This window comes from Allosphingosinicella sp., from assembly GCF_059502505.1.
This window is the reverse complement of the sequence record NZ_JCACEU010000014.1, coordinates 558,323-583,488: the sequence shown is the minus strand read 5'-3', so window position 1 is coordinate 583,488 and position 25,166 is coordinate 558,323. Positions and strand designations below refer to the sequence as shown.

Here is a 25,166-nt window from a genome sequence, read left to right as displayed (position 1 = left end):
TGGGTGCTGCGACCGGTCATTTGCTGAGCCTCGCCCTGCGCACGCCCTCAGCAAGGCCCGCGGCCCACTTGGTGATGTCGCCGGCGCCGAGACAGATCACCATGTCGCCCCGCGCAGCGATATCGCGCAGCTGGCGGGCGAGATCGTCCGCGCCTTCCACTGTCCGAACCGCCCGATGCCCGCGCTGTTTGAGACCCTCGGCAAGGGCCTCGGCGTCGACGCCTTCGATCGGCTCCTCTCCGGCCGCATAGACCGGCGCGACATAGACGATGTCGGCATCGTTGAAGGCGCCCTGGAACTCGTCCATCAGGTCGCGCAGCCTGGTGTAACGATGCGGCTGGACGACCGCGATCACGCGGCCCTGCGCACCCTCGCGCGCGGCGGCGAGCACCGCTTTGATCTCGACCGGATGATGGCCGTAATCGTCGATGATCACGGCGCCGTCCAATTCGCCGACCTTGGTAAAGCGCCGCTTCACGCCGCCGAACTTCTCAAAGCCCCTAGCGATCACCTCGTCGGAGATGCCGAGTTCGATCGCGACGCCGATCGCGGCCAGCGCATTCTGGACGTTGTGCCGGCCGGGCATGGGAAGCTCGACGCCCTGAACGGTCCGCTGCGTGTTGGCGCGGTCGCGGATCACGACGTCGAAGCGGTTGCCGCCCGGAAAAGGCTGAACATTCTCGCCGCGAATGTCGGCCAGTGCGGCAAAGCCGTAGGTGACGACCCGCCGGTCCCTTAGCCGCGGGATGATGGCCTGCACTTCCGGGTGATCCACGCAGAGCAAGGCGGCGCCGTAGAAAGGCACATTCTCGACGAACTCGACGAAGGCATCCTTGACGCCGTCGAAGCTGCCATAATGGTCGAGATGCTCCGGATCGATGTTGGTGACGACGGCGATCGTGCCGTCAAGCCGGAGGAAGGAGCCGTCGCTCTCGTCCGCCTCGACCACCATCCAGTCCGAGGTGCCGAGCCGGGCGTTGGAGCCGTAAGCGTTGATGATACCGCCATTGATCACGGTCGGGTCGATCCCGCCCGCGTCGAGCAACGCCGCCACCATGGAAGTGGTCGTCGTCTTGCCGTGCGTCCCGGCCACCGCGACCGTGTTCTTGAGCCGCATCAGCTCGGCGAGCATCTCCGCCCGCCGCACCACCGGAATGCGGCGTTCGTAGGCGCATTCGACTTCCGGATTGCCGCGCTTGATCGCGGTCGAGGTCACCACCACCGCGGCGTCGCCCAAATTCTCGGCCGCATGGCCGATCATCACCTTGATGCCCTGCTCGCGGAGGCCTTCGACGACGTAGCCTTCGGCGACGTCGGACCCCTGCACCTTATAGCCGAGGATGTGCATCACCTCGGCGATGCCGGACATGCCGATGCCGCCGATCCCGATGAAGTGGATCGTGCCGATGTCGGTGCCGACGCCTCTCATGCATAGGCACCTTGGGGCATCGGGCGCAGCACCGTCTCCTCCGTCGGCAGCGGATCGGACGCGCGGTCGCGGCCGGTGCGCTCGACGAGGTCGGCGAGGTCCCTGGTGGCGTCGGGGCGCCCGACGGCCTTAGCGCGCTCCGCCGCGCGGGCGAGCGCCTCCGGCTCGAGACCAAGCTTCTGCATCTGCTTGGCGAGTTCGACCGGGGTGAACTTCTTCTGCAGGATCATGCGCGCGCCGCCGGCCTTCGCCATTTCGCGCGCGTTCGAGACCTGGTGGTTGTCCGTCGCCGAGGGCAGCGGGATCAGGATGGCGGGACGGCCGGCGGCGGTCAGCTCGGCGATCGTCGAGGCGCCGGCGCGGGCGATGACGAGGTGCGACCAGGCGAGCCGGTCCGGCAGGTCTGGGAGATAGGTGGCGAGATCGGCGGGGATGCCGAGCTTCGCATATTTAGCGCGCACTTCCTCAATATCCTCGGCGCGGCATTGCTGTGTCACCTGGAGACGGCGGCGGAAATGCTCGGGCAGCATGGCAAGGCCGTCGGGCACGACGTCCGACAGCACGGTCGCACCCTGGCTGCCGCCGGTCACCAGCACCCGGAAGATGCCGTCTTCGGTCAAGGGCGGGAAGGGCTGGTTGCGCAGCCGCAGCACCTCGTCGCGCACCGGATTGCCGACGAGGTGGGTCTTGCCATTGTGCTTGGGCGCGAGGCGGTCGACCTGCGCATAGGCCGTCGCGATCGCATCGACCTTCTTGGCAACCAGGCGATTGACACGGCCGAGCACCGCATTCTGCTCGTGCACGAGCGTCGGGATGCCGTCCTTATGCGCGGCCAGCAGAGCCGGGAATGCCGGGTAGCCGCCGAAGCCGATCACGGCCGAGGGACGGAAAGTCTCGTACATGCGCGAGGCCATCTGCCGGCCGGCATAGATGCTCTTGAGGCCCCTGAGCCAGCCGATCGGGCCACCGCTCATCCGCCCGGCGGGAAGGATATGCACCGGCACCCGCTCGAACAGGCCGGGGATGCGCGCGCCCCGCTCGTCCGTCACCAGCGCCACATGATGGCCGCGCTGCATCAGCTCCTCGGCCAGCGCATGGGCGGGAATCATGTGCCCGCCGGTCCCGCCTGCGGCGAGCACGTAATGGCGCGAGATTCCGAACGTCTCCATCAGCGAGCGCTTCCTTTCACCACGTAGGGGGAGCGGTGCAGATAGGGGTTGCGGCGAGTGAAGGCGAGCAGCAATCCGAAGCCGATCGACAGCGCCACCATCGACGATCCGCCATAGGAGATGAACGGCAGCGTCATGCCCTTGGACGGCGCGAGCTGGGTGTTCACCGCCATGTTGATCATCGCCTGGAGGCCGAACTGGGCAACCAGGCCGCCGGTGGCGAGGACGAGGAACCGGTCCTCCTCGTGCAGCAGCTTGATCAGCACGCGGGCGATGATCGTCATGTAGATGATCGCGATGGCGAGGCAGGCGATGATGCCGAACTCCTCTCCGATCACCGAGAAGATATAGTCGGTGTGCGGCTCCGGCAGGTAGAATTTGCGCACGCCGCCGCCCGGCCCCGTGCCGAACAGCCCGCCCGCGGTCAGCGTCCTCAGGGCGCTGTCGGTCTGGTATGTGTCGGTGTCGCCGGTCGCGCCGAACAGGAAGGCGTCGATGCGCACTGTCGCCACGTCGTAGAAGAAATAAGCGGCGACGACCCCGGCCAAGGCGGCGCAGCCGAGGATCACCAGGAGGCGCATCGGCACGCCAGCCAGCGTCAGCAGGATCACCCAGGCGGCGGCGAAGATCACCGTCTCGCCGAAATTGGGCTGCTGCATCAGCAGCAAAGCGACCAGCCCGGTGACGATTCCGGACAGCGACACGACCGGCAGCGTCTTGTCCTTGTCCCTCAGCGATATCAGCCAGGCGAGGCTGACGATGAAGAGCGGCTTCAGGAATTCCGACGGCTGGAACTGCGCGAAGCCGACGCCGAGCCAACGGCGCGCGCCGTTCACTTCGACGCCGATGATCGGGACCAGGAACAGCATGCTGGTGAAGAGGATCGCGCCGATCAGGCAGAAGCGCCGCGCTTTCTCCTTGGGCAGCATCGAGACGCCGACCATCACCGGCACCGCCACCATGATCCAGACGAGCTGGCGCCAGAAATAGTGGAGCGGCGTGAAGCTGACGTCGCCGCCGGAATAACGCGATCCGGCCGCCGGCGAGGCGGCCGCGACGGCGATCAGGCCGATCGAGATCAGCACCGCGACCAGCAGCAGCAGCACGCGGTCGATCTCCCAGAACCAGCGGCCGACCGCGCTCCGGTCCGAGCGGCCGAACTTCGCCGCCTTCGATTTCCTGACCGTCGCCCCCTGCACCACGCTCATCGTAACGCCTCCACAGCGGCGCGGAACGCATCCCCCCGCGCCTCATAATCCCTGAACTGGTCGAACGAGGCGCAGGCGGGCGACAGCAGCACCACCTCGCCCGGCTGCGCGGCTTCTGCCGCGGCGCCGACCGCCTCGATCAACATCTCGCACTCGCGTACGGGCACCTTGTCCGCCAGCAGCTTCGCAAACATCGGACCCGCTTCGCCGATCGTATACGCTGCCCTGACGTGGCCCAGATGCGGCTCACAGGCGTCGAGATCGTCAGACTTGGGCAGCCCGCCGAGGATCCAGTGCACCGCCGGATAGGCGGCGAGTGCCGGCGCGGTCGACGTAGGGTTGGTCGCCTTGCTGTCGTTGACGAACAGGACGCCGTTCTTCTCAGCCACGCGCTCCATTCGGTGCGGCAGACCGGGATAGGTGGCGAGCGCCTGACCGATCACCTCATCATCGATGCCGAGGGCCCGCGCCGCGGCCACTGCTGCGGCGACGTTCTGCGCATTGTGCGGCCCCTGCAACGACGGCCATTGCGACTGGTCCTTCACGTCCTCGGCCGCGACCAGGATGCGCTCGCCGGTGAGCTGCCCGGCGATGGCGCGGGTGAAATCGTCCTCGGCGGCGACGATGGCGACATGCTCGGGCGACTGCATCGTGAACAGCCGCGCCTTGGACGCCGCATAGTCCTCGACGCCGTCATAGCGGTCGAGATGATCGGGGCTGACGTTCAGCAACACCGATACGTCGCAGTCGAGGCTGTGGGTGAGGTCGATCTGGTAGGAGGAAAGCTCCAGCACATAGACGCCGCCCTCGGGCAGCGGGTTCTGGCCGAGGATCGGCAAGCCGATATTGCCGCCCATCATCGTCGGCACACCGGCCGTCTTGAGGATGTGGTGGACGAGCGCCGTCGTTGTCGACTTGCCGTTGGTGCCGGTGATGCCGACCACCTTGTGCGGCGGCAGCGTTGCCCGCGCCTGCGCGAACAGCTCGATATCGCCGATCAGCGGCACCCTGGCGGACCGCGCCCGGTCCGCGATCGGGTGCTTGTTGAGCGGCACGCCCGGCGACACGACGACGCCGGCAAAGCCGTAGATGGACGTGGTGACCGGGTCCGCCAGCCGCGCCTTGCCGGCGACCGCCGCCCGCGCTTCCTCGCGGCTGTCCCAGGCCATGATCGTCGCGCCGCTCGCATAAAATGCGTCCACCGCGGCGAGGCCCGACCGGGCGAGCCCCAGCACCGCGTAGGACTTGCCGGCGAAGGCGGGGCTGGCGATCATCTCAGCTTCAGCGTCGACAGGCCGGCAAGGGCCAGCACGAAGGCGATTATCCAGAAGCGGATCACGACGGTGGGCTCGGACCAGCCCATTTGCTCGAAATGGTGGTGGATCGGCGCCATCTTGAACACGCGGCGCCCCGTGCGCTTGTAGAAGAAGACCTGAATGATGACGCTCATCGCCTCGGCCACGAACAGGCCGCCGATGATGCCGAGCACGATCTCATGCTGGGTCGAGACCGCGATCGCCCCGAGCGCCCCGCCCAAAGCGAGGCTGCCCGTATCGCCCATGAAGACGGCCGCCGGCGGCGCGTTGAACCAGAGGAAAGCGAGGCTCGCGCCGACGATCGCGGAGCACAGCACCGTGAGGTCGCCCGCGCCGAGCACGAACGGAATGCCGAGATATTCGGAATAGACCGCGTTCCCGACCAGATAGCTGATCAGGAGGAAGGCGAGGCTGGCGATGATCACCGGCATGCTGGCGAGGCCGTCGAGCCCGTCGGTCAGGTTCACGGCATTTCCGAACGCGACGATCACGAACGAAGCGAAGGCAATGTAGAACAGGCCCAGGTCGACGACCGGGCCGGTGTAGAAGGGTATATAGAGTTCGGTGCCCGTGCCGCGGAGGATGATGTAGCTACCGATGCCGGCCACCACGAATTCCGCGAGCAGGCGCGTGCGCCCGGAAACGCCGGCATGGTGGCGCTTGGTCACCTTGTCATAGTCGTCGAGGAAGCCGATCAGGCCGAAGCCCACCGTGATGAACAGGCAGGCCCAGAGATAGCGGTTGCCGAAGTCCATCCACAGCAGCATCGACACCGTGATGGACGTTAGGATCATGAGCCCGCCCATTGTCGGCGTGCCGCGCTTCTGGAGGTGCGACTGCGGCCCGTCGTCGCGGATCGGCTGGCCCTTGCCCTGGCGCACGCGCAGCCAGCCGATGAACTTGGGGCCGATGATCAGGCCGAGGAACAAAGCGGTCGCCGTCGCGGCGCCCGCGCGGAAGCTGATGTAGCGGAAGAGATTGAGAATCCCCGGAAAGCCAAGCTGTTCGGCAATGAAGAGAAACATCAGCCTTTTCCGCCCGCCAGTTCCTCCACGAGGGCGGCAAGCCCGATGGAATTCGACCCCTTGACGAGTATGGCGTCCCCCGGCCGGATCGCGTCGCGCAGCGGCTGGATCGCCGACCGCGCATCCGGGACATGCGTCATGTTAACCTTTTGGCCAAGCGCTTTCGCAAGCGCCTTCATCTCTTCGCCGACCAGTATGGCATAATCGACACAGGCGGCCTCGATCGGCTCGGCGAGGCCGGCGTGGAAGTCGTCCGAGCCCGCCCCGAGCTCGCGCATCGAGCCGAGCACGGCGATCCGCCGCCCCTCCACCTTCTGCTGAGCGAGGCTTTTCAACGTCGCCCGCATCGAAGCCGGATTGGCGTTGTAGCTTTCGTCGATCAGCAGCGCCTCCCCGCCGTCGATGCTGATGCGATGCCGCTCGCCCCTTCCCTTCAGCCCCGGCATGTCGGCCAGCGCGAGGCCGGCCGCGGCGAGATCCCCGCCGAGAACCTCCACAGCCCCGAGCACGGCCAGCGCGTTCGACACCCAATGCTCGCCGGGCTGCGAGATGGTGAAGGTCAGCTCCGCATCGGGCAGCACAGCCGTGAGCATCGTGCCGCCATTCTGCGCGGGCACCACGTCGCGGGCGCGGATGTCGGCGCCTTCGCCGAGGCCGAACGTCAGGATGTGAGTGGCGTAAGGGGTCGCCGCCGCGATCAGGCGATCCCGATGCGGGCTGTCGAAGGGGATGATAGCGGTGCCGCCGGGCTCCAGCCCTTGGAAGATCTCGCCCTTCGCGTCGGCGATCTCCTCCTCACTGGCGAAAAATTCGCGATGAGCAGGAGCGATAGCGGTAACGATCGCCACATGCGGCCGCACCAGCCGGGTCAGCGCGGCAAGTTCGCCGGCATGATTCATCCCCATCTCGAACACGCCGAAGCGCGCTTCGCGGGGCATGCGGGCGAGCGAGAGCGGCACGCCGGTATGGTTGTTATAGCTCTTGACCGACCGGTGCGCCTTGCCCGGCGCCGAGCGGTCGAGAGCTGCGAAAAGCGCCTCCTTCGTCCCGGTCTTGCCGACCGAGCCGGTGACGCCGCAAATCCGCGCCTCGCTGCGCGCCCGCGAGGCGCGGCCAAGATCGTTCAGGGCCCTGGTGGTATCCTCCACGCGGACGTGAGGACGGTCGATGGACTGGCTGACGATCGCTCCGGCTGCACCGGCTCCGTACGCCTTCTCGAGGAAGAGGTGCCCGTCGGTCGCCTCGCCTTTCATCGCGACGAAGAGGTCGCCCGGCCCAATCTCGCGGGAATCGAAGGCGACGTGGTTCACCTCAAAGTCTGCGGAGCGGGTGCCGCCGACGGCCTCGGCGATCTCCTGAGCGGTCCACAGGCTCATGCCGCGCACTCCCTCGCGACGGTCACGTCGTCGAAGGGCAGCACGCGGTCGCCCACGATCTGGCCCTGCTCGTGCCCCTTGCCGGCCAGCAGGATGATGTCCTCGGCGTCCGCTTCGGCGACGGCCGCGGCGATCGCCTCGCGCCGGCCGCCCACTTCGCGGGCACCGGGAGCGCCCGCCAGGATGTCGCGGCGGATCGCCGCCGGGTCTTCGCTGCGGGGATTGTCATCGGTGACGATGACATAGTCGGACAGCCGCATCGCCACCGAGCCCATTTCCGGCCGCTTGCCCGTGTCGCGATCGCCCCCGGCGCCGAAGACGGTGATCAACCGCCCCTTCGCGTGCGGCCGAAGAGCCTCGATCGCGCTCTCGATCGCATCGGGGGTGTGGGCATAATCGACATAGACCGGAGCGCCGGCCTTGGTGATGACCGCGCGCTCCAGCCGCCCGCGCACCGGTTGCAGCCGGGCGAGATTGGTCAGCGTCTGCTCGAGTTCGCCGCCGGTCGCGAGCACCAGGCCGGCCGCCGTCAGCACGTTGGCGGCCTGGTACGCGCCGATCAGCGGGATGTTGAGCGTGCGGGTCTTGCCGCCCGCCTCCACCGTCAGCGTCTGGCCGAGCTGGGTGGGCACGCGGGAGAGAAGCCGAAGCGTCTCCCCGCGCGCACCCACCGTCAGCCTGCGGAGCCCCCGCTCCTCGCATCTCCTGATCACTTCGTCCGACTTGGCATCGTCGGTCCAGATCACCGCCGTCCCGTCGGGCTCCACCACCTCGCTGAACAGCCGCATCTTGGCCTCGAAATAGGCCTCCATCGTCAAATGATAATCGAGATGATCGCGGCTGAAATTGGTGAAGGCCGCCGCCCGCACCGGCAGCCCCTCGGTCCTATATTGCGACAGGCCGTGGCTCGACGCCTCGAAGGCGGCGTGGGTGATCCCCATCCGCTTGAGGCCGGCCATGTTCGACAGGAAGGTGACGATGTCCGGCGTGGTGAGGCCGGTCGTCACCTGTTCGTCGGCAGTGGTGACGCCGAGCGTGCCGATCGAGGCGGAGGGATGCCCCCCCATCCGCCAGAGCTGCCGCGCCATCTCGACGTTCGAGGTCTTGCCGTTGGTGCCGGTGACAGCGACGACCACGTCCGGGAAAGGCGCGAAGAAGCGGGCGGCCAGCCGCGCGAATTCCCGCCGCGGCTCCTCGGCCTTCAGGTGCGGAGCGCCATCGACCTGGACCTCCGGCCGCGCCACGACGGCGACCGCGCCGGCGTCGACCGCCCTCGGAATGAAATCCTCGCCGTTGAATGCAGTCCCCTGGAAGGCGCCGAACACAGTCCCGGGGGCCACCTTCCGATGATCGATGGCGAAGCCTGTCACCTTTGAATCAGAATCGACTCCGGCGAGATCGCCCAGGCGCATCGCTCAATGCTTTTCGGGCTGAACGTAGGGAAGGACCTCGGCGAGGTTGGCGTCGCGGCGCATGTCGGGGACCACGCCCAGCACCGGCGCGATACGGGACACCGTCTTGGAGATGACCGGCGCGACGTTCCAGCCGGCCGTGCGGAAACCGTGGGTTTCCTGAATTCCTTTCGGCTCGTCGAGCATCGCGACGATCACATAGCGGGGATTGTCCATCGGGAAAACGCCCGCGAACGTGGTCACCAGCAACGAGCGGTTGTGATATTTCTCGGCCGAGCCGGTCTTGCCGCCGATCCGGTAGCCCGGGGCATCGGCCTTCTTGCCGGTGCCGTGCGTCACGACCAGCCGCAGCAGCGCCCGCATCTTGTAGGACGTATCCTCACTGAACACGCGACGGCCCTTCGGCGCCGGCCGGTTGCCGTCGACCTTGAGCAAGGTCGCCGGCCGCCAGATGCCGCCGTTGAGCAGGGTCGCATAGCCGGTCGCCAGGTGGAGCGGCGTCACCGCGATGCCGTGGCCGAAGCCCACCGTCATGGTCGAGATCTCGCCCCAGTTCGCGCCCGGCGACAGCGGCCGGCCGCGCTCCTTCAGCTCGACCGAGACCGGCTCGAGGAAGGCCATCTTGCGCAGGAATTCCTTCTGCCGCTCGGCGCCCAATTGTGCGGCGATCTGGGCGGTGCCGATGTTAGACGATTCCTTCATGATCTCGGCGACCGAGCAGGGGCGGCCGAACGGATGGGTATCCTTGATCGTGAAGCGGCCGGCGCTGAGGCCGCCCGGGCAGGGATAGATCTGGCCGAAGCTCTTCACGATGCCGGCATCCATCGCCATCGCGACGGTGAAGGGCTTGAAGGTTGAGCCGAGCTCGTAGACGCCAAGCGTGGCGCGGTTGAAGCGCGCGTCGTCGCTGCCCTTGCCGGGCGCGTTCGGGTTCAGCTCCGGCAGCGAGGTCATCGCCAGGATCTCGCCGGTGTGGATGTCCATGATGATGCCGGACGCGCCCACGGCGCTGAACTTGGTCATGGCCGCGCCTAGCTCGGCCTCCAGCGCATGCTGCACCTTGGCGTTGAGCGACAGGGCCACCGGCTCTCCGCGCAGGTCCTCGCGAGTGAGTCGATCGTTGAGCGCGCGCTCCATGCCGGCTTCGCCGACGCCGTCGAGATTGGTGTAGCCGATGATGTGGGCGGCAAGGCCGAGGTTCGGATAGAGCCGCTCCGGCTCGCGGTCGAAGCCGATTCCGGGCTCGCCGAGCGCGTTCACCGCCTGGACCAGCTCCGGCAGCGCCCGGCGCTTCAGATAGACGAAGGTCTTGCCGGATTTCAGCATGCGTTCGTATTCGGCGGCGCTCTTCTCGGGCATCAGAGAGGCGAGCTTGACCGCCAGCTCGGCCGGATCGCCGATCAGCTTCTTGGGGTGGACGCCGATCGACCAGGCGTCGATCGTCCGCGCCAGCGTAGCGCCGTTGCGGTCGACGAGGTTGGCGCGCGGCGGCAGCAAGGGGTTGGCGGCGCTGGCATTGCCGCCGCGATCGGTGAAGAGCTGCAGAAAAACGAGCCGCCCGACGATCAGAGTGGTGACGCCGGCGAACACCAGCATCATCAGCATCAGCCGGTGATAGGTGAGCGCCAGCGTGTCCGGCCGCTGGCCCGGCATCCTCACCCGTGGCGCATTGGCGGCTGCGGCGAACGTGGTCACCGGAGGCCGGCCTCCGCCTTCACCTTGCCGCCGCCGGTCACTTCGGCCGGCTTTTCGTCGTCCAGCCTGGCGACGACGGTCTTCAGGCTGCTCGCCTTCTTCGGCTCGGCTTTGGCTTCAGTATTTTTAGGCGGCGTTGACTTGACCTCGGCCTTCTTCGGCTCAGCCTTCGCAGCGACCTTGGGCGCCGCGGGCTTCGCTTCGAGCCTAGCGACGGTCGTGACCGCCTTCGCCTCGCCGGGCGTGTAGCTCGCCTGGCGCAGCAGCGGCTGGGACTGCGGTACGGCGCGCTGGGTGGCGACGGCGAACTGGACCGGCGGAAGCTTGCGAGCGGGCGCGAGCTCGGACTGCGGCTCGACGCGCGGCGCGGGCTTGGGCAGCTCGGCCGAGGCCATCTGCACCTTGGCCTTCTCCTCGAACGTCATCTCGGGCTGCTCGAAACGGGCGAGCGTCACCGCATCCTCCAGGAACTGGGCCTGACTGGGGGCGGAGAGTGCCAGTACTTCGGCGTTCCAATGCTCGAGCTGCTGCATCCGGCCGCGGGTGCCGAGCTCGGTCTGCAGCGAGCGAATGTCCTGCTTCGCGAGCAGAATTTCCCGCTCCAGCTTCGCCACCTCGGCGCGCTCGGCCGCGACGTTGAGCGAGAGCATGTAGCAGCCGAGAGCGGCGCCGCCGACGGCAGCGACCCAGCCGACCGGTTTGAAGCCTTGGGGCATCATGGGCGAGTTCCTTTACGCGTACGAGAGGGAGCGGAGGTGCGGCGCGCGACCCTGAGGGTGGCGGAGCGGGCGCGCGGATTGGCGGCGACTTCGGCCTCGCCGGCTTTGATGGCCTTGGCGACAGCTTCGAAGGTCGGCTGGATATCGTTGGCCGGTTGGGCCGGCAAATGGCGCGAAGCAGCGGGGACCGCACCGCTGCGCTCGCGCAGGAAACGCTTTACTACACGGTCCTCGAGGCTGTGGAAGGTGACGACGGCGAGGCGGCCGCCGGCCTTCAAGACCTGCTCGGCGGCTTCGAGACCGCCTTCGAGCTCGTCGAGCTCTTCGTTGAGGTGGATGCGGATCGCCTGGAAGGTGCGGGTCGCCGGATCCTTCTTCATGTGCGGCTTCCAACCGACCGCCTTGCGGACGATCTCGGCGAACTGGCCAGTCCGCTCGATCGGCCGCGCGGCGACGATCGCCCGGGCGATGCGGCGAGACTTGGGCTCCTCGCCATAAGTATAGATGACGTCGGCGATCGCCGCCTCGTCGGCATTGTTGAGGAAGTCGGCGGCGCTCTCGCCTTCCTGGCTCATCCGCATGTCGAGCGGGCCGTCGCCCTGGAAGGAGAAGCCGCGCTCCGCCTGGTCGAGCTGCATGGACGAGACGCCGATATCCAGCGTCACGCCGTCCACTTCCTCGACGCCGCGGGAGGCAAGCGCCTGACGCATCCGGGAAAAACGCTCCGGAACAAGCGTCAGGCGCCCCCCGCTCACATCCGCGAGCCCACTCCCGTCGCGGATGGCACTCGGGTCGCGATCGAACGCATACACTCGCGCACCCAAATCAAGCATGGCCTTGGTGTAGCCGCCGGCGCCGAACGTGCCGTCGACATGGATCTCTCCTTCCGTGATCGCGAGGCCGGCGATCACTTCGTCCAGAAGGACGGGGACGTGCGGCGCTGCAGCCCCGGAAGAGCCCAGGGCGCTCATAGCGGCAGCCCCTTCTCTTCGAGGCGGTAGGCGGCGAGGTCCTTGAGGTCGGCATCGCCGCTCTTCAGCGCCACATAGGGGTTCCAGATCTCGAACGTGCCGCCGACGCCGACGAACAGGGCGAGCTCCTCGATCTGACCCTTTCGGCGCATCATCGGGGGTAGGATGATGCGTCCGCTGGTGTCGTAGGGGACATCCTCGGTGATGCCGAAGGTCCGGCGGGCGCGAGCGTAGTGAGCCGCCGCGTCGCCGCCCTGCTCTTCCTCGATCAGGCGCTTGCGCTCGATCTCGGCCTGGAGGTGGCGGCCGTAGCCACGGTCATAAGCGGTGAGGCAGGAGTCGACGGCGTGCTGGCCGATGATGATTGCCTTGGCGTCCGAGCGGCGCTCCACCACCGAACGGATGAACGACGGAACGGAGAGGCGGCCTTTCGGGTCCACCGCGTTCAGCGCGCTTCCGTTGAAGAGGTGCTCCAACTCCACTTTGGCGTCCGTCCCCTGCACGCGGACCTTCCCTGTTCACGGACGCACGCCCTTGCGCCCGTGTGGCTCACCATCAGCCTGGAAGTGCCCCGAAACTCTTGAAGCCAGTGGATAACATTAAGGACTTGGTGATGGAAGGGGTTTTCATGCCCTCAACGGGGATTTCATGCCACAAGATGGGAATCCTCTGTAGATTTCTGGTTTGTTCTCCAAGAGGTTCCACTACTGTTCGCGTGGAGCAAGCCTGTGGATAAGTGTGTGGGATGAGACTCGGGGATGAGCGGCGACACGGGCGCCGGGCGAGTCTTGAGACATTCAAGGATCAGATGTCGCCGACCCGTTTTCAGCGCCGCATTACATGCGGCGGCAGCGATCAGGCCGAAATCGAGATTTAAGCTGCCGTCACTCTGCGGCGCCGGCGGCGTCCTTGCTGCTGTTCGAGTCGGCATTGCCGGGCGCCACGCCGAGTTCCGCCAGGGGTTCCTTGGGCTCCTCCACCGCGGCCGCCGTGCCGCCGGTTCCCGCGCCGCTGATCTGCCGCTCGATGCTATTGGCGGTGATCGGCTCTTCCTCGCTCGGGCTGGTGAAGACCGCGGCCAGCAGGACCAGCACGAATACGAAAGCCAATCCCGTCAAGCCGATGCGTACGCGCTGCATGCCGTGTGCGAAACCCTTCCACCCCTGGACCGGGAAGAGTTAACGCATGTGATGGGGCTTGTCGAACCTGGCCTGAACGCCGCGGAAAAGCGTCACAAATAATTCTCTTGACGGCGCGCTGCACTGCCGCAAACTGCGGACCTATGCACAAGACCCTCTCCCTCGCCGCCGCGGCTCTCGCGGCCACCCTCTCCCTCGCCGCCTGCAACAGTGAGCCCGAGGTCGTCGACACCAACCCCGATCCCCAGGCAGAAGTGCTGAAGAACGCGCCGCCGGTCGAACTGCCGCCGGCGATCGCTGCCAGCCGCACCTATCGCTGCAAGGACAACAGCCTCGTCTATATCGATTTCTACACCAACAACACGGCCATGTACCGGACCGAGAAGGGCGGCACGGCCACGACGCTGACCGCCGCCGAAGCGGGCCAGGCCTTCACCGCCGAAGGCTATTCGGTCAGCGCGAATGCCGAGAACATCACCCTCACCGCGCCGGGCAAGGGCACGCTGACCTGCAAGGCCTGATCGGCACGCTTTTACACCGGACCTACGAGGCCAGCCGGACCCGATCCGGCTGGCCTTTTCATATGTGCGACGATCGGAGGCGCCGCCCGCGGGCCGCTACTCGGCGGGCTCGCTCTCCTTCGAGGATTCCGCCATCCGCCGCTCCATCTCTTCCTCCGGCACGTCCTCGACATGCGTCGCCAGCGTCCAGACATGGCCGAACGGATCCGCCAGCGTGCCTGCGCGGTCGCCGTAGAATTGATCGCTCACCGGCCGCAGTTCCGTTGCGCCCGCTTCGATCGCGGTGCGGAAGGCGCTGTCGACGTCGTCCAGATAGATCATGAAGCTCGCGGTCGCGCCGCCGCGTGTCTTCGGGCCGATGTGGTTCATCTCGGGATGTTCGTCGGCAAGCATCACGTGCGAGTTGCCGATCCTGATCTCGGCGTGGCCGATCTTGCCGCCATGCTCCATCCGCATGACCTCGCTCGCGCCGAACGCCCGGCCATACCAGTCGATCGCTTCGGCGGCGCCGTCCACCGCCAGATAGGGGGTGACGCTGTGATAGCCGGGGGGTGGTGTCTGGGCCACGACTCGCTCCTCTCGATGTGAACGGAAGGCGAACATCTATAGCGGCTTTCCGCCCTTCGACAAAGCCTCATCGATCGGCTAGGCGCGCGCCATGACCGCGATAACGCCCGAGATCGTCGCCGAGCACGGCCTGTCGCCCGAGGAATATGAGCGCGTCCTGCACGCCATGGGTCGCGAGCCGAACCTCACCGAGCTCGGCATCTTCTCGGTGATGTGGTCGGAGCATTGCTCCTACAAGAGCTCGCGCATCCACCTGAAGAAGCTGCCGACCACCGGCCCGCAGGTGATCTGCGGCCCCGGCGAGAATGCCGGCGTCGTCGATATCGGCGACGGCCAGGCCGCCATCTTCAAGATGGAGAGCCACAACCACCCAAGCTATATCGAGCCCTATCAGGGCGCCGCGACCGGCGTCGGCGGCATCCTGCGCGACGTCTTCACCATGGGTGCGCGACCCATCGCCAACATGAACGCGCTCCGCTTCGGCCGGCCCGACCACCCGAAGATGAAGCACCTCATTTCCGGCGTGGTCTCCGGCATCGGTGGCTACGGCAATTGCGTCGGCGTTCCAACGGTCGGCGGCGAGGTCGCCTTCCACCGCGCCTATGACGGCAACATCCTCGTCAACGCGATGACGGTCGGCATCGCCGACACCGACAAGATCTTCTATTCGGCCGCCTCCGGCGTGGGCAATCCGATCGTCTATGTCGGCTCCAAGACCGGCCGCGACGGTATTCACGGCGCGACGATGGCGAGCGCCGACTTCTCCGAGGACAGCGAGGAGAAGCGCCCCACCGTCCAGGTCGGCGATCCCTTCACCGAGAAACTGCTGATCGAGGCCTGCCTCGAGCTCATGGCCTCGGACGCGATCGTCGCCATCCAGGACATGGGCGCCGCCGGCCTCACCTCCTCCTCGGTCGAGATGGCGTCCAAGGGCGGCGTCGGCATCGAGCTCGACATGAACGCCGTCCCCTGCCGCGAAGAGGGGATGACGCCCTACGAGATGATGCTCTCCGAGAGCCAGGAGCGCATGCTCATGGTTCTGAAGCCCGGCCGCGAGGATTTCGCCGAGGCGATCTTTCGCAAGTGGGAACTCGACTTCGCCGTCATCGGCCGCGTCACCGAAGTGGGGCCGGACGGGGGCCACATGGTGCTCAGGTTCAACGGCGAGGTCGCCGCCGACATTCCGCTCGCGCCGCTCGCCGACGAGGCTCCGCTCTACGACCGGCCCCATGTCAGCCAGGAGGAATACAAAAGCTGGGCGGGCGTGAAACCGCTCGGCGACGTGCCGGAGAGCACCGACGTCGCCGGCGATCTTCTGAAGCTGATGGCTTCCCCCGATCTCGCCAGCCGCCGCTGGATCTGGGAACAGTACGACCACATGGTCGGCGCCGACACGGTCCAGCGCCCCGGCGGCGATGCCGCCGTCGTCCGCGTCCACGACACCGACAAAGCGATCGCCATCACCACCGACTGCACGCCGCGCTATTGCTACGCAGACCCGGTCGAAGGCGGCAGGCAGGCGATCGCCGAAGCCTACCGCAACCTCTCGGCCGTGGGCGCGAAGCCGCTCGCGGTCACCAACTGCCTCAACTTCGCCAACCCGCAGCGGCCGGAGATCATGGCCCAGATCGTCGGCTGCCTCGAAGGCATGAGCGAAGCCTGCCGCGCGCTCGAATTCCCGATCGTGTCCGGCAATGTCAGCCTCTACAATGAGAGCAAGGCGACCGGCGGCGGCAGCGCGATCCTCCCGACACCGGCGATCGGCGGCCTTGGCCTGCTCAGGGACTGGCGCAAGTCCGCCACCATTGCCTTCAAGGGCATCGGCGACATCATCGTCCTGATCGGCGAGCGCAAGGGTCAGCTCGGCCAGTCGCTCTGGCTCCGCGAGCTGCACGGCCGCGAGGAAGGTCCGCCGCCGACGGTGGATCTCGATCAGGAGCGCCGCATCGGCGAATATGTCCGTGCCCATATCGAGAGCGGCTGCCTGACGGCCGTACACGACGTCGCCGACGGCGGTCTCGCCGTGGCCGTGGCCGAAATGGCGCTAGCCGGCAATTTCGGCGCCCTGCTGCACCCGGTCGAACCGTTCGGCGTCGCCGGCTCCTTCTTCGCCGAGGACCAGGGCCTCTACGTCGCCACCGTCGCCGACCGTTCGCTGCTCGGCTTCCTCTCCGGAGCCACCGCCGCCGGGATCCCGGTCGAGCCGATCGGCCGCACCATCGCCAGCCGGCTGATCTTCGAGCTCAAGGGAGGCGACTTCGTCGTCCCGCTGGCCGAGCTTCGGCGGGCTCACGAAAGCTTCTTCCCGGCGCTGATGGGGAGGGAACTGGCGGTCGCTTGACAGTCTCGGCGTAGCGGCGGAACTTCCCACCTGGGGAGGGCCCATGCTGAGACCGATCGTCGTCGCCACACTGCTTGCTGGCACTCTCGATATCCTGTCGGCCTTTGTCTTTGCTGGTATAGCGGGGATGACCCCGGTGGGCGTGCTTGCCTTTGTCGCGAGCGGGCCGTTTGGCGACGCGCCCACGCAGACCGCAGGCTGGGCACTGGCCGGGCTGCTCGTCCACTTCGCAATCATGGCCTGCATGGCCGCCGCCTACATCCTGATCGCGCCGCGCATTCCGGTGCTGATGCGTCATCCCATCCTTGCCGGCCTCGGCTACGGGGTCTGGCTCTGGATCGTCATGTATTGGATCGTCTGGCCGCTTCGCTTCCCCGAGCTGCCGCCATCGACGACGCTCTACGGCATCGCCAACCAGCTCTTCTCGCACTGCATCCTGGTCGGCATTCCAATCGCCGCGATTGCAACGCGCTATTTCGGCAGAAGCGCGGCCCGGACGGCCTGATGCCGTCCGGTTATTCCGGCACGCCTCTGGCGCGGAAGCTGTCGCTCAAGGACGGGCAGCGCGTCTGGTGGGAAGGCATGCCGGACGGCGTACGCGCCGAGATCGAGCAAAGCGGAACGGCGCTCCAGCTGCTGCCCGCGCCCGAGGCGCCGATCGAGGCTGCCCATGTGTTCGTCACCAGCCGGGCTGGGCTCGATGAAGCCGTGCACCGGCTCCGGCCGCTGCTCGCGCCTTCAGGGTTCATTTGGATTTCGTGGCCCAAGAAGGCGTCTAAGGTGCCGACCGACATCACCGAGGACGTGATTCGGGAGGTTGAGCTGCCGACCGGCCTCGTCGATGTGAAGGTTTGCGCCGTCGACGCGACTTGGTCTGGCCTCAAGCTGATGATCCGCCGGAACCAGCGCTGAAAGCTATTGCGACACGTTCGCATTAGCGATACATCCAATCACCATGATCGTTTGCATCTGTAACGCGATTCGCGAAACCGAGGTGAAGGCTGCGGCCCGCGACGGCGCTTCCTGCCCCAGCAGCGCCTATCGCAGCCTCGGCCGCAAGCCGAAGTGCGGCCAATGCTTCTCATTCGCGCGAGAGATCATTTCCGCCGAGCGTGCGACTGCCTAGCAAGAGCAGGTGCGACGGCCCAGAAATCCGCAGAAATCCGCCATTTTTTAAGTGATTTTCCGTACGTCTTGAGGTAGAGCCTCCCCCAACAGGAGGCATGCCATGAAGGGCAACGAGAAGGTCATCGAGTTCCTCAACGAGGCGCTCAAGAACGAGCTCACCGCGGTCAACCAATATTGGCTGCATTACCGGATGCTCGACAATTGGGGCATCAGGCGCCTCGCGGAGTTCGAGCGGCACGAATCCATCGACGAGATGAAGCATGCCGACCGTCTGTCGGAGCGCATCCTGTTCCTCGACGGCCTGCCCAACTTCCAGATGCTCGGCCGCCTTCGCATCGGCGAGAATGTCGAGGAGCTGCTCCGCGCAGACCTCGCGCTGGAGATGGAGGCGCTGACCCAGCTCCGCGAGGCGATCGCTTATTGCGAGAGCGTCCGCGACTATGTCAGCCGCGACCTCTTCGCCGAGATCCTCCAGAATGAGGAGGAGCATGTCGATACGCTCGAGCAGCAGTTCGTCATGATCGAGCAGATGGGCCTCCAGAACTACATCCAGCTCTGGTCCAGACCGGTCGACGGCTGAGCTTCCCGAACCTCGCTGCTTTGCGCTAGCCTCCCCGCGCCAGGGGGAGCCTTTTGACAGCCACGACCGAAAAGCCCTCGCGCATTGCGACGCTCGACATCGTGCGCGGCGTCGCGGTGATGGGCATTCTCGGCATGAACGCGGTCGGCTTCACCATGCCGGCGCAGGCCTATTTCAACCCGGCCGCCTATGGCGGTGCCGAGGGCGCCGATCTCGTCGCCTGGACGCTCGGCTTCATCTTCGTCGACGGCAAGATGCGCGGCCTCTTCTCGTTGCTGTTCGGAGCGAGCCTGCTGCTCATCACCGACGCTGCCGAAGCAGAGGGCCGCAGTCCGGCGGCGGCCCATTATGTCCGCACCTTCTGGCTCGGCGTCTTCGGCGCCGTGCACTATTACCTTATCTGGTGGGGCGACATCCTGCTCCACTACGCACTGGTAGCGCTGGTCGCCTACTTCTTCCGCCGCTTCAGCCTGCAGGGACTGCTCGTCGCGGCCGGGCTGCTGCTCCTCTACAATCTCTTCATAAACATAGGCTTCTCCTATTCGGGCATTGAGTTCGCAAGGGCCGCGGAAGCTCCGGGCGCGGAGGCCGCCGCGATCGAGGTCTGGCGCACCATCGTTGCCGACCTCGCCCCGCTCCCGCCGGCCGAACTCGCCGCCGAGCTTGCAATCCACCGCGGCGGCTTTTGGGAGCTTGCCGCTCATCGTTTCAGTGAGGAAGCATGGGCCCCAATCGACTATCTGCAGGTCGGCGGGCCGGAGACGCTGGCGCTGATGCTGATGGGCATGGCCGGGCTCCGCAGCGGCTTCCTGACCGGCGCGTGGGCAGCGGAGCGATATCGCCGCATCGCCTTCTGGTGCATCCTGTTCGGCGCGGCCGGCTTCGCCTTGGCCGCCGCGATCCAGATCCGCTCCGGCTTCGATCCGGAGACCGTGTTCATCATCCTCTGGGGTGGGACCGTCGTGCCGCGGATCGTCATGATCGTAGGCTATGCGGCGCTGGTGGTCCTGCTCGCGCGCCACGGCGGCGCAGTGGCAGACCGCATCGCCGCCGCCGGCCGCATGGCCTTCAGCAACTATCTCGGCACCAGCCTCGTCATGACCTTCATCTTCTACGGCTGGGGCCTCGGCCTATACGGCACCTTCAGCCGCGCCGAGCTCTGGCCGCTCATCTTCGCGATCTGGGGCCTCATGCTGCTCTGGTCGAAGCCATGGCTCGAACGCTATCGCTACGGCCCGCTGGAATGGCTCTGGCGCACGCTCTCGCGCGGCCGTCTTCAGCCGATGCGCCGGCCAGTGCCGGCCTGAAGCGCTTCAGATGCGCCCGAAATCCTGATTGCTGGCGTCGGTGCGTTGCGCGCTTGGCTTGCGCTGGGCGAGCGGATTGGCTTCCTTCTCGAACAGCTCGATGGTGGTCTGGTAGAGCGGGCGCAGGCTGGCGACCTTGGGCAGCAGCTCGTCCGGGAACAGCCGGCTCTCGATCGCACGACGCGCGGCGAACTCGATCTCTTCGGCCAACTCGCCCAGCGGGTCGGCACCGAACTGGCGCGCTTCGGACTTGAGCGTATGCGCGGGAAGGACGAGCGCAGCTGCATCCTTGCGGCGCATCGCGTCCTCGATCTTGACGACCGACTTCTCGCCATCCTCCTGGAAATAGCCCAGAATGCGGACGAAGCCCGGCCCGAGCTCGGTGCGCGCCTGCTGGAAGACGCTCCAGTCCACTACAGGGTCGGCTTCCGCCATCAGTCCCGTTCCTTCGCCCGCGCCTAAGTCCACCTGGTCGGAAGAGAAACTAGGCCTGCGGAGTAAACAGGGCGTTTAAGACGCGCCGAATAAGGCTGCGCTCAGCGATCCTTGTCGAACGGATTGCGCGAAGCCCTGACGTTGAGCCGCACCGGGACCGCGCCGAAGCCGAGTTCCTTGCGGATGCCGTTGATCAGATAACGCAAATAGCTGTCCGGCAGTTGGTCGGTTCGCGTCCCGAACAGGACGAAACTTGGCGGCCGCGTATTGACCTGCGTGATGTAGCGCAGCTTGATCCGCTTGCCGCCGGGCGCGGGCGGCGGGTTCTTCTCCACCGCATCCTCGAACCAGCGGTTGAGCTGCCCGGTCGAGACCCGCTTCGACCAGATCTCCCGCGCCTCGAAGGCGGCATTGATCAAAGCGTCGATGCCCTTGCCGGTCTTGCCGGAGACGGTCAGCAGCGGCACCCCCCGCGCCTGGCTCAGACCCTCCTCCAGAGCGCCCTTGATGCCGTTGAACAGCGAGCTCGCGTTCTCCGCCACGTCCCACTTGTTGATCGCGATGATCAGCGCCCGCCCTTCCTGGAGGACATTGTCCGCGATGCGCAGGTCCTGCGCCTCCAGCCCCCGAGTGCCGTCGAGCAGCAGCACCACAACCTCGGCGAAATCCACCGCGCGGCGCGCATCGGCGACGGACAATTTCTCGAGCTTGTCCTCGACCTTCGCCTTCTTGCGCATGCCGGCCGTGTCGATCAGCCGCACCGGGCGGCCCTGCCATTCCCAGTCGATGGCGATCGAGTCCCGCGTGATCCCCGCCTCCGGGCCGGTGATCAGCCGCTCCTGGTCGAGCATGCGGTTGATCAGCGTCGACTTGCCCGCATTGGGCCGGCCGACGATGGCGAGCTTCAGCGGCCCCTCGCCCTGCTCCTCGTCCTCTTCGGTCTCCTCGCGTTCGACATAGGGGCGGATATGCTCGAACAGGTCGACGACGCCTTCGCCATGCTCGGCGCTCATCGCGATCGGCTCGCCGAAGCCGAGCGCATAGGCTTCCATGATCCCCGCCTCACCGGCGCGGCCCTCGGCCTTGTTGCCGGCAAGGACGACGGGCGTGGTCTCGCTCCTGAGCCAGCGCCCGATCTCCTCGTCGAGCGGCGTCAGCCCGGCGCGCGCATCAAACAGAAACAAGGCAACATCCGCTTCCTTGACCGCGGCGATCGTCTGCGCCCGCATCCGCCCCGGCAGCGTGTCGGGGTCCTCGTCCTCATAGCCGGCCGTATCGATGACCCGGAAGTCGAGCCCCAGCAGGGTCGCCTCGCCCTCGCGCCGGTCCCGCGTCACGCCCGGCCGATCATCGACCAGCGCCAGCTTCTTACCCACCAGCCGGTTGAACAAGGTGGACTTGCCGACATTCGGCCGGCCGATGATCGCAACGGTGGGCAGCTTCGCCATGCGGGCGCAGTGGCCTCTGGGGCGCGGGGGGTCAACATCTAGCCCCTCTCCCTTTGACGGGAGAGGGTTGCGCAGCCTTAGCGAGCCGCTTGGCGAGCTTAGGCGTCGCTGGGTGAGGGTGACATCGCTGACGATAACCCGCCGCCTTCGTGCCCTCACCCTCCCATGCCTGCGGCATGGGCCCCTCCCTCTCCCATAAAGGGAGGGACATGATCTCACCGCCAAGCGGTCAGCGTGCCGTCGTCGTGCAGGATGTACAGCGTGCTGTTCGCGACCACCGGCGGCAGCGCGATGCCCGACTTGGTCTCCTGCGTCCCCAGCACCGTCCCGTCGATCGGGTTCACATAGGTAATCACGCCGCGATTATTGGCGAGGATCAGGCGGTCGCCGGCAAGGACCGGCCCGACCCAGTTGAGCGGCCCCTGCTTGTCCTCGACGTCCCTCCAGCGCGGCAGCTGGGTCATCCACTTCACCTTGCCGGTCGAACGCGCGATCGCGAGCAGCTGTGCCTGGTCGGTGACGACGAAGATCCACTCGCCGATCACCCAGGGCGTCGAGATGCCGGCGACGTTGATCTCCCAGACGCGCTGGCCGGTGTTGAGCTCGAGCGCGACCATGCGCCCGCCCTGGCCGATCGAATAGACGCGGCCATTGTCGATCACCGGTTCCGCGTCGATGTCCGACAGCGACGACACGGCGGTCGAGATGCTGGTCCGCGCCAAGGCGTCCTGCCAGACGACGCGGCCATTCTCGTAGCGATAGGCGGTGAGCTCGCCCGACGAGAAGCCCGCCACGACGGTGCCCGAAGCCGCCGCCGGCGCCGCCGTCCCGAACACGCCGGCCGTCTCGAGCGTGCCGGTCGCGTTCCAGCGCACCGAGCCGTTCGACGGGTCTAGCGCGAACAGCTGGTTGTCCTGCGTCGTCACATAGACATTCTCGTTGGCGATGGTCGGCGCGCCGCGCAGCGGTCCTGCCGGCCGGACGCGCCAGATCTCGGCGCCGGTCGCGGCGTCATAAGCCGCAACGTCGCCGATGCCGCTCGTCGCGTAGACCCGGCCATTGTCGTAGCTGACGCCGCCGCCGAACAGGATGCCGAAGGCGCCCGTCGACTCTCCGTTCCACCAGCTGATGCCGCCCTCACGGTCCTCGGGCGCGCCGACGCCGACCGTCCACACCTTGGCGCCGGTGTTCGCGTCGAAGGCGCTGACATTGGCGAGCGTGTCGATCGTATAGACGCGGCCGCCGCCCACTACTGGCGCGGAGGCGAGACGCGCACGGGCCTCGCTGCCGCGGCCGATGTCGGCCGACCAGGCGCGGTTGACCTGCGCCGGAAGGGCGAGGTGCCCCATCGACTTGGCGGCATTGCCGCCCGGCTGCGACCATTCCTCGTTCGGCGCCGCCAGGGGCAGGCTGATCTGGACATCGGCAAGCGCGGGATCGACCTCGATGCTGGCTTCGCCGCCAAGCACGGAGATACGCTCACCCACGGTCGGCGTCTTCGGCTTCTCCCGCCCGCCGAGTAGCCCGCAGCCGCTCACCAACGCCGCGGCCGCCAATACGCCAATTACTCGCTTCATTGCGTCACTTCCTTCGTTGCGGCGGCGCCCTTGGGCGCACCGGCCGCGTCACTCACCGCGTCCACGCCGAGCGCGCCCGCCATCTGCAGGGCGCGCGAGCGGATGCTCGACGGCAGGCTCTCATCCTTCGCCAATGCGGCGAAAATGGGGGCAGCCCGGGCCGGCTGCTTCTGCTTCAGATAGGCGAGGGCAACCAGCTCGCCGGCGCTGCCGAACCAGGGATTGCCGGCCTGCGCCAGCGGCTGCAGGCGGCGGATCACCTCGGCCGGCGGGATGCGGTCATATTCGGCGGTCGTCTGCCGGATGAGCGCCAGCTGCCGGTAGGGCTGGGCGAGATCCTCGTCTTCCGCCACCTGCTTGAACGTTGCGACCGCGGCCTGTGCATTGCCCTGCTGGAGCGCGATGTCGGCCTTGGTGAGCAGGGCGGCGGCGCGGTAGCCGGGTCCGCCTTCCTGCGCGATCGGGTCGAGCTTGGGGGCCGCTTCCTTGGCCTTGCCGGCCTGGATCTCGTCCAACACTGCGACCAGGGCCTCGCCGCGCTCGCCCGCCTTCACCTCCTGGCGGTTCTGCCACCAGATGTAGCCGCCGATCGCCGCCAGCAGCAGCACGACCGCGCCGATCACGATCAGGCCGTAGCGCTTCCAGAAGGTGCTCAGCTGCTCCTTCCTGAGCTCCTCGTCGACCTCGCGATAGAAGGTCTCATTGTCCTTCGGCTTGATCGCCAACCTCAGCTCTCCATGCGTCATGACGGCAGCCGCGCGGCACAAGCCCGCCCATCCGCCTTCAACAGGATCGAAGATGAACGGGAGATTGGCGCCGGCTTCCGACTTTATGTGCCGCTTCTAAAGACAGGCGCGGCGAGAGGAAAGGCCTACTTGGGACGGTAGATCTGGTCCTCGGTCGGGAAGCTGCGGGCCCTCACCTCGCCGGCATAGGCCGCCGCCGCCTCGCCGATCCGCGCCGCGAGATCGTCATAGCGCTTCACAAAACGCGGCGTCCGCTCGAACAGGCCTAGCATGTCCTCGGTGACCAGCACCTGCCCGTCGCATTGCGCCGAGGCACCGATGCCGATCGTCGGACAGGCGACCAGGCGGGTCGCCTCGTTGGCGATCTCCTCCATAACCCCTTCCAGGACGAGCGCGAAGCAGCCCGCTTCCGCCACCGCCTTGGCATCGGCAAGGATCTTGTCCCGCTCCGCGTCGTCGCGTCCGCGCGCACGATAGCCACCAAGCGAATTTACCGCCTGCGGCGTCAGCCCGACATGGCCGATCACCGGAATGCCGCGCCCGACGAGGAAGGCGACCGTCTCCGCCATCGCCTCGCCGCCTTCCAGCTTCACAGCCGCCGCGCCGGTCTCCTTCAGCACCCGCGCGGCATTGGCGAAGGCCTGTTCCGGGCTCTGCTCGTAGGATCCGAACGGCATGTCGATCGCCACCACCGCATGCCACGACCCACGCACCACCGCCGCGCCATGCGCGCACATCATCTCCAGCGTCACCGGGATCGTCGAGGGCAGCCCGTAGATGACCTGCCCGAGGCTGTCGCCGACCAGCAGCAGGTCGCAATGCGGATCCAGCAACTGCGCCATCCGCATCGTATAGGCGGTCAGCATGACGATCGGCTCGCCGCCCTTCATCGCCTGCACCTTGGGGACCGTCAGCCGCTTCATCGGCGCCGGGCTGGGCGTCGCGCGGCTGGTGGCGGTGTCGATCGTATAGGTGGACATGGCCGCAGCACTACTCCGGCCTTGCCTGGAAGGCAAAACGGCGCAGTTGCGCTCGCCGCCGCCTTGGTTATTCTCCC

25 protein-coding genes are annotated in these 25,166 nt (G+C 66.9%); 7 read left to right on the top strand and 18 right to left on the bottom strand.

What is annotated here, in order from left to right; translation table 11 throughout:
• Nucleotides 1-16 precede the first annotated feature (16 nt).
• From murC to AC5JBD_RS05055, 12 genes are all read right to left on the bottom strand, one after another.
• The gene (murC, locus tag AC5JBD_RS05110) at nt 17-1,429 is read right to left on the bottom strand and encodes a UDP-N-acetylmuramate--L-alanine ligase (protein ID WP_495720674.1); all 1,413 of its coding nucleotides are present in this window, start codon (nt 1,427-1,429) and stop codon (nt 17-19) included.
• Nucleotides 1,426-2,598: an undecaprenyldiphospho-muramoylpentapeptide beta-N-acetylglucosaminyltransferase gene (gene murG / locus AC5JBD_RS05105; protein WP_495720673.1), complete on the bottom strand. Its 1,173-nt coding sequence runs from the start codon at nt 2,596-2,598 to the stop codon at nt 1,426-1,428. Before murG ends, murC begins: the two co-directional genes overlap by 4 nt.
• The gene (locus tag AC5JBD_RS05100; protein ID WP_495720672.1) at nt 2,598-3,806 is read right to left on the bottom strand and encodes an FtsW/RodA/SpoVE family cell cycle protein; all 1,209 of its coding nucleotides are present in this window, start codon (nt 3,804-3,806) and stop codon (nt 2,598-2,600) included. Before AC5JBD_RS05100 ends, murG begins: the two co-directional genes overlap by 1 nt.
• Nucleotides 3,803-5,080, bottom strand: coding sequence for a UDP-N-acetylmuramoyl-L-alanine--D-glutamate ligase (gene murD / locus AC5JBD_RS05095; protein ID WP_495720671.1), 1,278 nt, complete (start codon nt 5,078-5,080; stop codon nt 3,803-3,805). Before murD ends, AC5JBD_RS05100 begins: the two co-directional genes overlap by 4 nt.
• Nucleotides 5,077-6,147, bottom strand: coding sequence for a phospho-N-acetylmuramoyl-pentapeptide-transferase (gene mraY / locus AC5JBD_RS05090; RefSeq protein WP_495720670.1), 1,071 nt, complete (start codon nt 6,145-6,147; stop codon nt 5,077-5,079). The genes murD and mraY overlap by 4 nt, the downstream gene beginning before the upstream one ends.
• Nucleotides 6,147-7,523 carry a UDP-N-acetylmuramoyl-tripeptide--D-alanyl-D-alanine ligase gene (locus tag AC5JBD_RS05085; protein WP_495720669.1) on the bottom strand — a complete coding sequence of 459 codons (1,377 nt, stop codon included), beginning with the start codon at nt 7,521-7,523 and terminating at the stop codon, nt 6,147-6,149. Before AC5JBD_RS05085 ends, mraY begins: the two co-directional genes overlap by 1 nt.
• Complete coding sequence (locus tag AC5JBD_RS05080; RefSeq protein WP_495720668.1) at nt 7,520-8,935, bottom strand: UDP-N-acetylmuramoyl-L-alanyl-D-glutamate--2,6-diaminopimelate ligase; 1,416 nt, start codon at nt 8,933-8,935, stop codon at nt 7,520-7,522. The genes AC5JBD_RS05085 and AC5JBD_RS05080 overlap by 4 nt, the downstream gene beginning before the upstream one ends.
• Nucleotides 8,936-8,938: 3 nt before the next feature.
• Nucleotides 8,939-10,588, bottom strand: coding sequence for a peptidoglycan D,D-transpeptidase FtsI family protein (locus AC5JBD_RS05075; RefSeq protein ID WP_495721190.1), 1,650 nt, complete (start codon nt 10,586-10,588; stop codon nt 8,939-8,941).
• Between the two features lie 38 nt (nt 10,589-10,626).
• Entirely contained in the window at nt 10,627-11,349 is a 723-nt protein-coding gene (locus AC5JBD_RS05070; RefSeq protein ID WP_495720667.1) for a hypothetical protein, read from the bottom strand.
• Complete coding sequence (gene rsmH, locus AC5JBD_RS05065) at nt 11,346-12,320, bottom strand: 16S rRNA (cytosine(1402)-N(4))-methyltransferase RsmH (RefSeq protein ID WP_495720666.1); 975 nt, start codon at nt 12,318-12,320, stop codon at nt 11,346-11,348. Before rsmH ends, AC5JBD_RS05070 begins: the two co-directional genes overlap by 4 nt.
• Nucleotides 12,317-12,823, bottom strand: a complete 507-nt coding sequence (locus AC5JBD_RS05060; protein WP_495720665.1) for a division/cell wall cluster transcriptional repressor MraZ — start codon at nt 12,821-12,823, stop codon at nt 12,317-12,319. Before AC5JBD_RS05060 ends, rsmH begins: the two co-directional genes overlap by 4 nt.
• 381 nt (nt 12,824-13,204) lie before the next feature.
• Nucleotides 13,205-13,459, bottom strand: a complete 255-nt coding sequence (locus AC5JBD_RS05055; protein ID WP_495720664.1) for a hypothetical protein — start codon at nt 13,457-13,459, stop codon at nt 13,205-13,207.
• A 143-nt stretch (nt 13,460-13,602) separates the two neighbouring features.
• Between AC5JBD_RS05055 and AC5JBD_RS05050 the strand changes: the two genes are divergently transcribed.
• The gene (locus tag AC5JBD_RS05050) at nt 13,603-13,980 is read left to right on the top strand and encodes a hypothetical protein (protein WP_495720663.1); all 378 of its coding nucleotides are present in this window, start codon (nt 13,603-13,605) and stop codon (nt 13,978-13,980) included.
• A gap of 96 nt (nt 13,981-14,076) precedes the next feature.
• Here the strand turns inward: AC5JBD_RS05050 and AC5JBD_RS05045 are convergent, their stop codons facing one another.
• Nucleotides 14,077-14,547 carry a VOC family protein gene (locus AC5JBD_RS05045; protein WP_495720662.1) on the bottom strand — a complete coding sequence of 157 codons (471 nt, stop codon included), beginning with the start codon at nt 14,545-14,547 and terminating at the stop codon, nt 14,077-14,079.
• 91 nt (nt 14,548-14,638) lie between these two features.
• Between AC5JBD_RS05045 and purL the strand changes: the two genes are divergently transcribed.
• The 6 genes from purL to AC5JBD_RS05015 all read left to right on the top strand — a co-directional run bounded on the left by purL (nt 14,639) and on the right by AC5JBD_RS05015 (nt 19,903).
• A complete protein-coding gene (purL, locus tag AC5JBD_RS05040; protein WP_495720661.1) occupies nt 14,639-16,888 on the top strand; it encodes a phosphoribosylformylglycinamidine synthase subunit PurL in 2,250 nt (749 codons plus the stop codon).
• Between the two features lie 43 nt (nt 16,889-16,931).
• Nucleotides 16,932-17,393: a hypothetical protein gene (locus AC5JBD_RS05035; protein WP_495720660.1), complete on the top strand. Its 462-nt coding sequence runs from the start codon at nt 16,932-16,934 to the stop codon at nt 17,391-17,393.
• Nucleotides 17,393-17,800, top strand: coding sequence for a hypothetical protein (locus AC5JBD_RS05030; protein WP_495720659.1), 408 nt, complete (start codon nt 17,393-17,395; stop codon nt 17,798-17,800). Before AC5JBD_RS05035 ends, AC5JBD_RS05030 begins: the two co-directional genes overlap by 1 nt.
• Nucleotides 17,801-17,843: 43 nt before the next feature.
• The gene (locus AC5JBD_RS05025; protein WP_495720658.1) at nt 17,844-18,014 is read left to right on the top strand and encodes a (2Fe-2S)-binding protein; all 171 of its coding nucleotides are present in this window, start codon (nt 17,844-17,846) and stop codon (nt 18,012-18,014) included.
• Between the two features lie 102 nt (nt 18,015-18,116).
• Nucleotides 18,117-18,596 (top strand): bacterioferritin, encoded by a 480-nt coding sequence (gene bfr, locus AC5JBD_RS05020; protein ID WP_495720657.1) that lies wholly within the window; start codon nt 18,117-18,119, stop codon nt 18,594-18,596.
• A 53-nt stretch (nt 18,597-18,649) separates the two neighbouring features.
• Nucleotides 18,650-19,903 carry a DUF418 domain-containing protein gene (locus tag AC5JBD_RS05015; protein WP_495720656.1) on the top strand — a complete coding sequence of 418 codons (1,254 nt, stop codon included), beginning with the start codon at nt 18,650-18,652 and terminating at the stop codon, nt 19,901-19,903.
• 6 nt (nt 19,904-19,909) lie between these two features.
• Here the strand turns inward: AC5JBD_RS05015 and AC5JBD_RS05010 are convergent, their stop codons facing one another.
• The 5 genes from AC5JBD_RS05010 to panB all read right to left on the bottom strand — a co-directional run bounded on the left by AC5JBD_RS05010 (nt 19,910) and on the right by panB (nt 25,089).
• A complete protein-coding gene (locus tag AC5JBD_RS05010) occupies nt 19,910-20,338 on the bottom strand; it encodes an Hpt domain-containing protein (protein WP_495720655.1) in 429 nt (142 codons plus the stop codon).
• A 101-nt stretch (nt 20,339-20,439) separates the two neighbouring features.
• Nucleotides 20,440-21,786 carry a ribosome biogenesis GTPase Der gene (gene der / locus AC5JBD_RS05005; protein WP_495720654.1) on the bottom strand — a complete coding sequence of 449 codons (1,347 nt, stop codon included), beginning with the start codon at nt 21,784-21,786 and terminating at the stop codon, nt 20,440-20,442.
• A 215-nt stretch (nt 21,787-22,001) separates the two neighbouring features.
• Nucleotides 22,002-23,363, bottom strand: coding sequence for an outer membrane protein assembly factor BamB family protein (locus tag AC5JBD_RS05000; protein WP_495720653.1), 1,362 nt, complete (start codon nt 23,361-23,363; stop codon nt 22,002-22,004).
• Nucleotides 23,360-24,088 carry a tetratricopeptide repeat protein gene (locus AC5JBD_RS04995; RefSeq protein ID WP_495720652.1) on the bottom strand — a complete coding sequence of 243 codons (729 nt, stop codon included), beginning with the start codon at nt 24,086-24,088 and terminating at the stop codon, nt 23,360-23,362. The genes AC5JBD_RS05000 and AC5JBD_RS04995 overlap by 4 nt, the downstream gene beginning before the upstream one ends.
• A gap of 146 nt (nt 24,089-24,234) precedes the next feature.
• Nucleotides 24,235-25,089 (bottom strand): 3-methyl-2-oxobutanoate hydroxymethyltransferase, encoded by an 855-nt coding sequence (panB, locus tag AC5JBD_RS04990; RefSeq protein WP_495720651.1) that lies wholly within the window; start codon nt 25,087-25,089, stop codon nt 24,235-24,237.
• Between the last annotated feature and the right edge of the window lie 77 nt (nt 25,090-25,166).

Bases quoted from the DNA above. Each gene is read 5' to 3' on its own strand.
- murC (WP_495720674.1), bottom strand. From the start codon at position 1,429: ATGAGAGGCGTCGGCACCGACATCGGCACGATCCACTTCATCGGGATC.
- murG (WP_495720673.1), bottom strand. From the start codon at position 2,598: ATGGAGACGTTCGGAATCTCGCGCCATTACGTGCTCGCCGCAGGCGGG.
- AC5JBD_RS05100 (WP_495720672.1), bottom strand. From the start codon at position 3,806: ATGAGCGTGGTGCAGGGGGCGACGGTCAGGAAATCGAAGGCGGCGAAG.
- murD (WP_495720671.1), bottom strand. From the start codon at position 5,080: ATGATCGCCAGCCCCGCCTTCGCCGGCAAGTCCTACGCGGTGCTGGGG.
- mraY (WP_495720670.1), bottom strand. From the start codon at position 6,147: ATGTTTCTCTTCATTGCCGAACAGCTTGGCTTTCCGGGGATTCTCAAT.
- AC5JBD_RS05085 (WP_495720669.1), bottom strand. From the start codon at position 7,523: ATGAGCCTGTGGACCGCTCAGGAGATCGCCGAGGCCGTCGGCGGCACC.
- AC5JBD_RS05080 (WP_495720668.1), bottom strand. From the start codon at position 8,935: ATGCGCCTGGGCGATCTCGCCGGAGTCGATTCTGATTCAAAGGTGACA.
- AC5JBD_RS05075 (WP_495721190.1), bottom strand. From the start codon at position 10,588: ATGCCGGGCCAGCGGCCGGACACGCTGGCGCTCACCTATCACCGGCTG.
- AC5JBD_RS05070 (WP_495720667.1), bottom strand. From the start codon at position 11,349: ATGATGCCCCAAGGCTTCAAACCGGTCGGCTGGGTCGCTGCCGTCGGC.
- rsmH (WP_495720666.1), bottom strand. From the start codon at position 12,320: ATGAGCGCCCTGGGCTCTTCCGGGGCTGCAGCGCCGCACGTCCCCGTC.
- AC5JBD_RS05055 (WP_495720664.1), bottom strand. From the start codon at position 13,459: ATGCAGCGCGTACGCATCGGCTTGACGGGATTGGCTTTCGTATTCGTG.
- AC5JBD_RS05050 (WP_495720663.1), top strand. From the start codon at position 13,603: ATGCACAAGACCCTCTCCCTCGCCGCCGCGGCTCTCGCGGCCACCCTC.
- purL (WP_495720661.1), top strand. From the start codon at position 14,639: ATGACCGCGATAACGCCCGAGATCGTCGCCGAGCACGGCCTGTCGCCC.
- AC5JBD_RS05035 (WP_495720660.1), top strand. From the start codon at position 16,932: ATGCTGAGACCGATCGTCGTCGCCACACTGCTTGCTGGCACTCTCGAT.
- AC5JBD_RS05030 (WP_495720659.1), top strand. From the start codon at position 17,393: ATGCCGTCCGGTTATTCCGGCACGCCTCTGGCGCGGAAGCTGTCGCTC.
- AC5JBD_RS05025 (WP_495720658.1), top strand. From the start codon at position 17,844: ATGATCGTTTGCATCTGTAACGCGATTCGCGAAACCGAGGTGAAGGCT.
- bfr (WP_495720657.1), top strand. From the start codon at position 18,117: ATGAAGGGCAACGAGAAGGTCATCGAGTTCCTCAACGAGGCGCTCAAG.
- AC5JBD_RS05010 (WP_495720655.1), bottom strand. From the start codon at position 20,338: ATGGCGGAAGCCGACCCTGTAGTGGACTGGAGCGTCTTCCAGCAGGCG.
- der (WP_495720654.1), bottom strand. From the start codon at position 21,786: ATGGCGAAGCTGCCCACCGTTGCGATCATCGGCCGGCCGAATGTCGGC.
- AC5JBD_RS05000 (WP_495720653.1), bottom strand. From the start codon at position 23,363: ATGAAGCGAGTAATTGGCGTATTGGCGGCCGCGGCGTTGGTGAGCGGC.
- panB (WP_495720651.1), bottom strand. From the start codon at position 25,089: ATGTCCACCTATACGATCGACACCGCCACCAGCCGCGCGACGCCCAGC.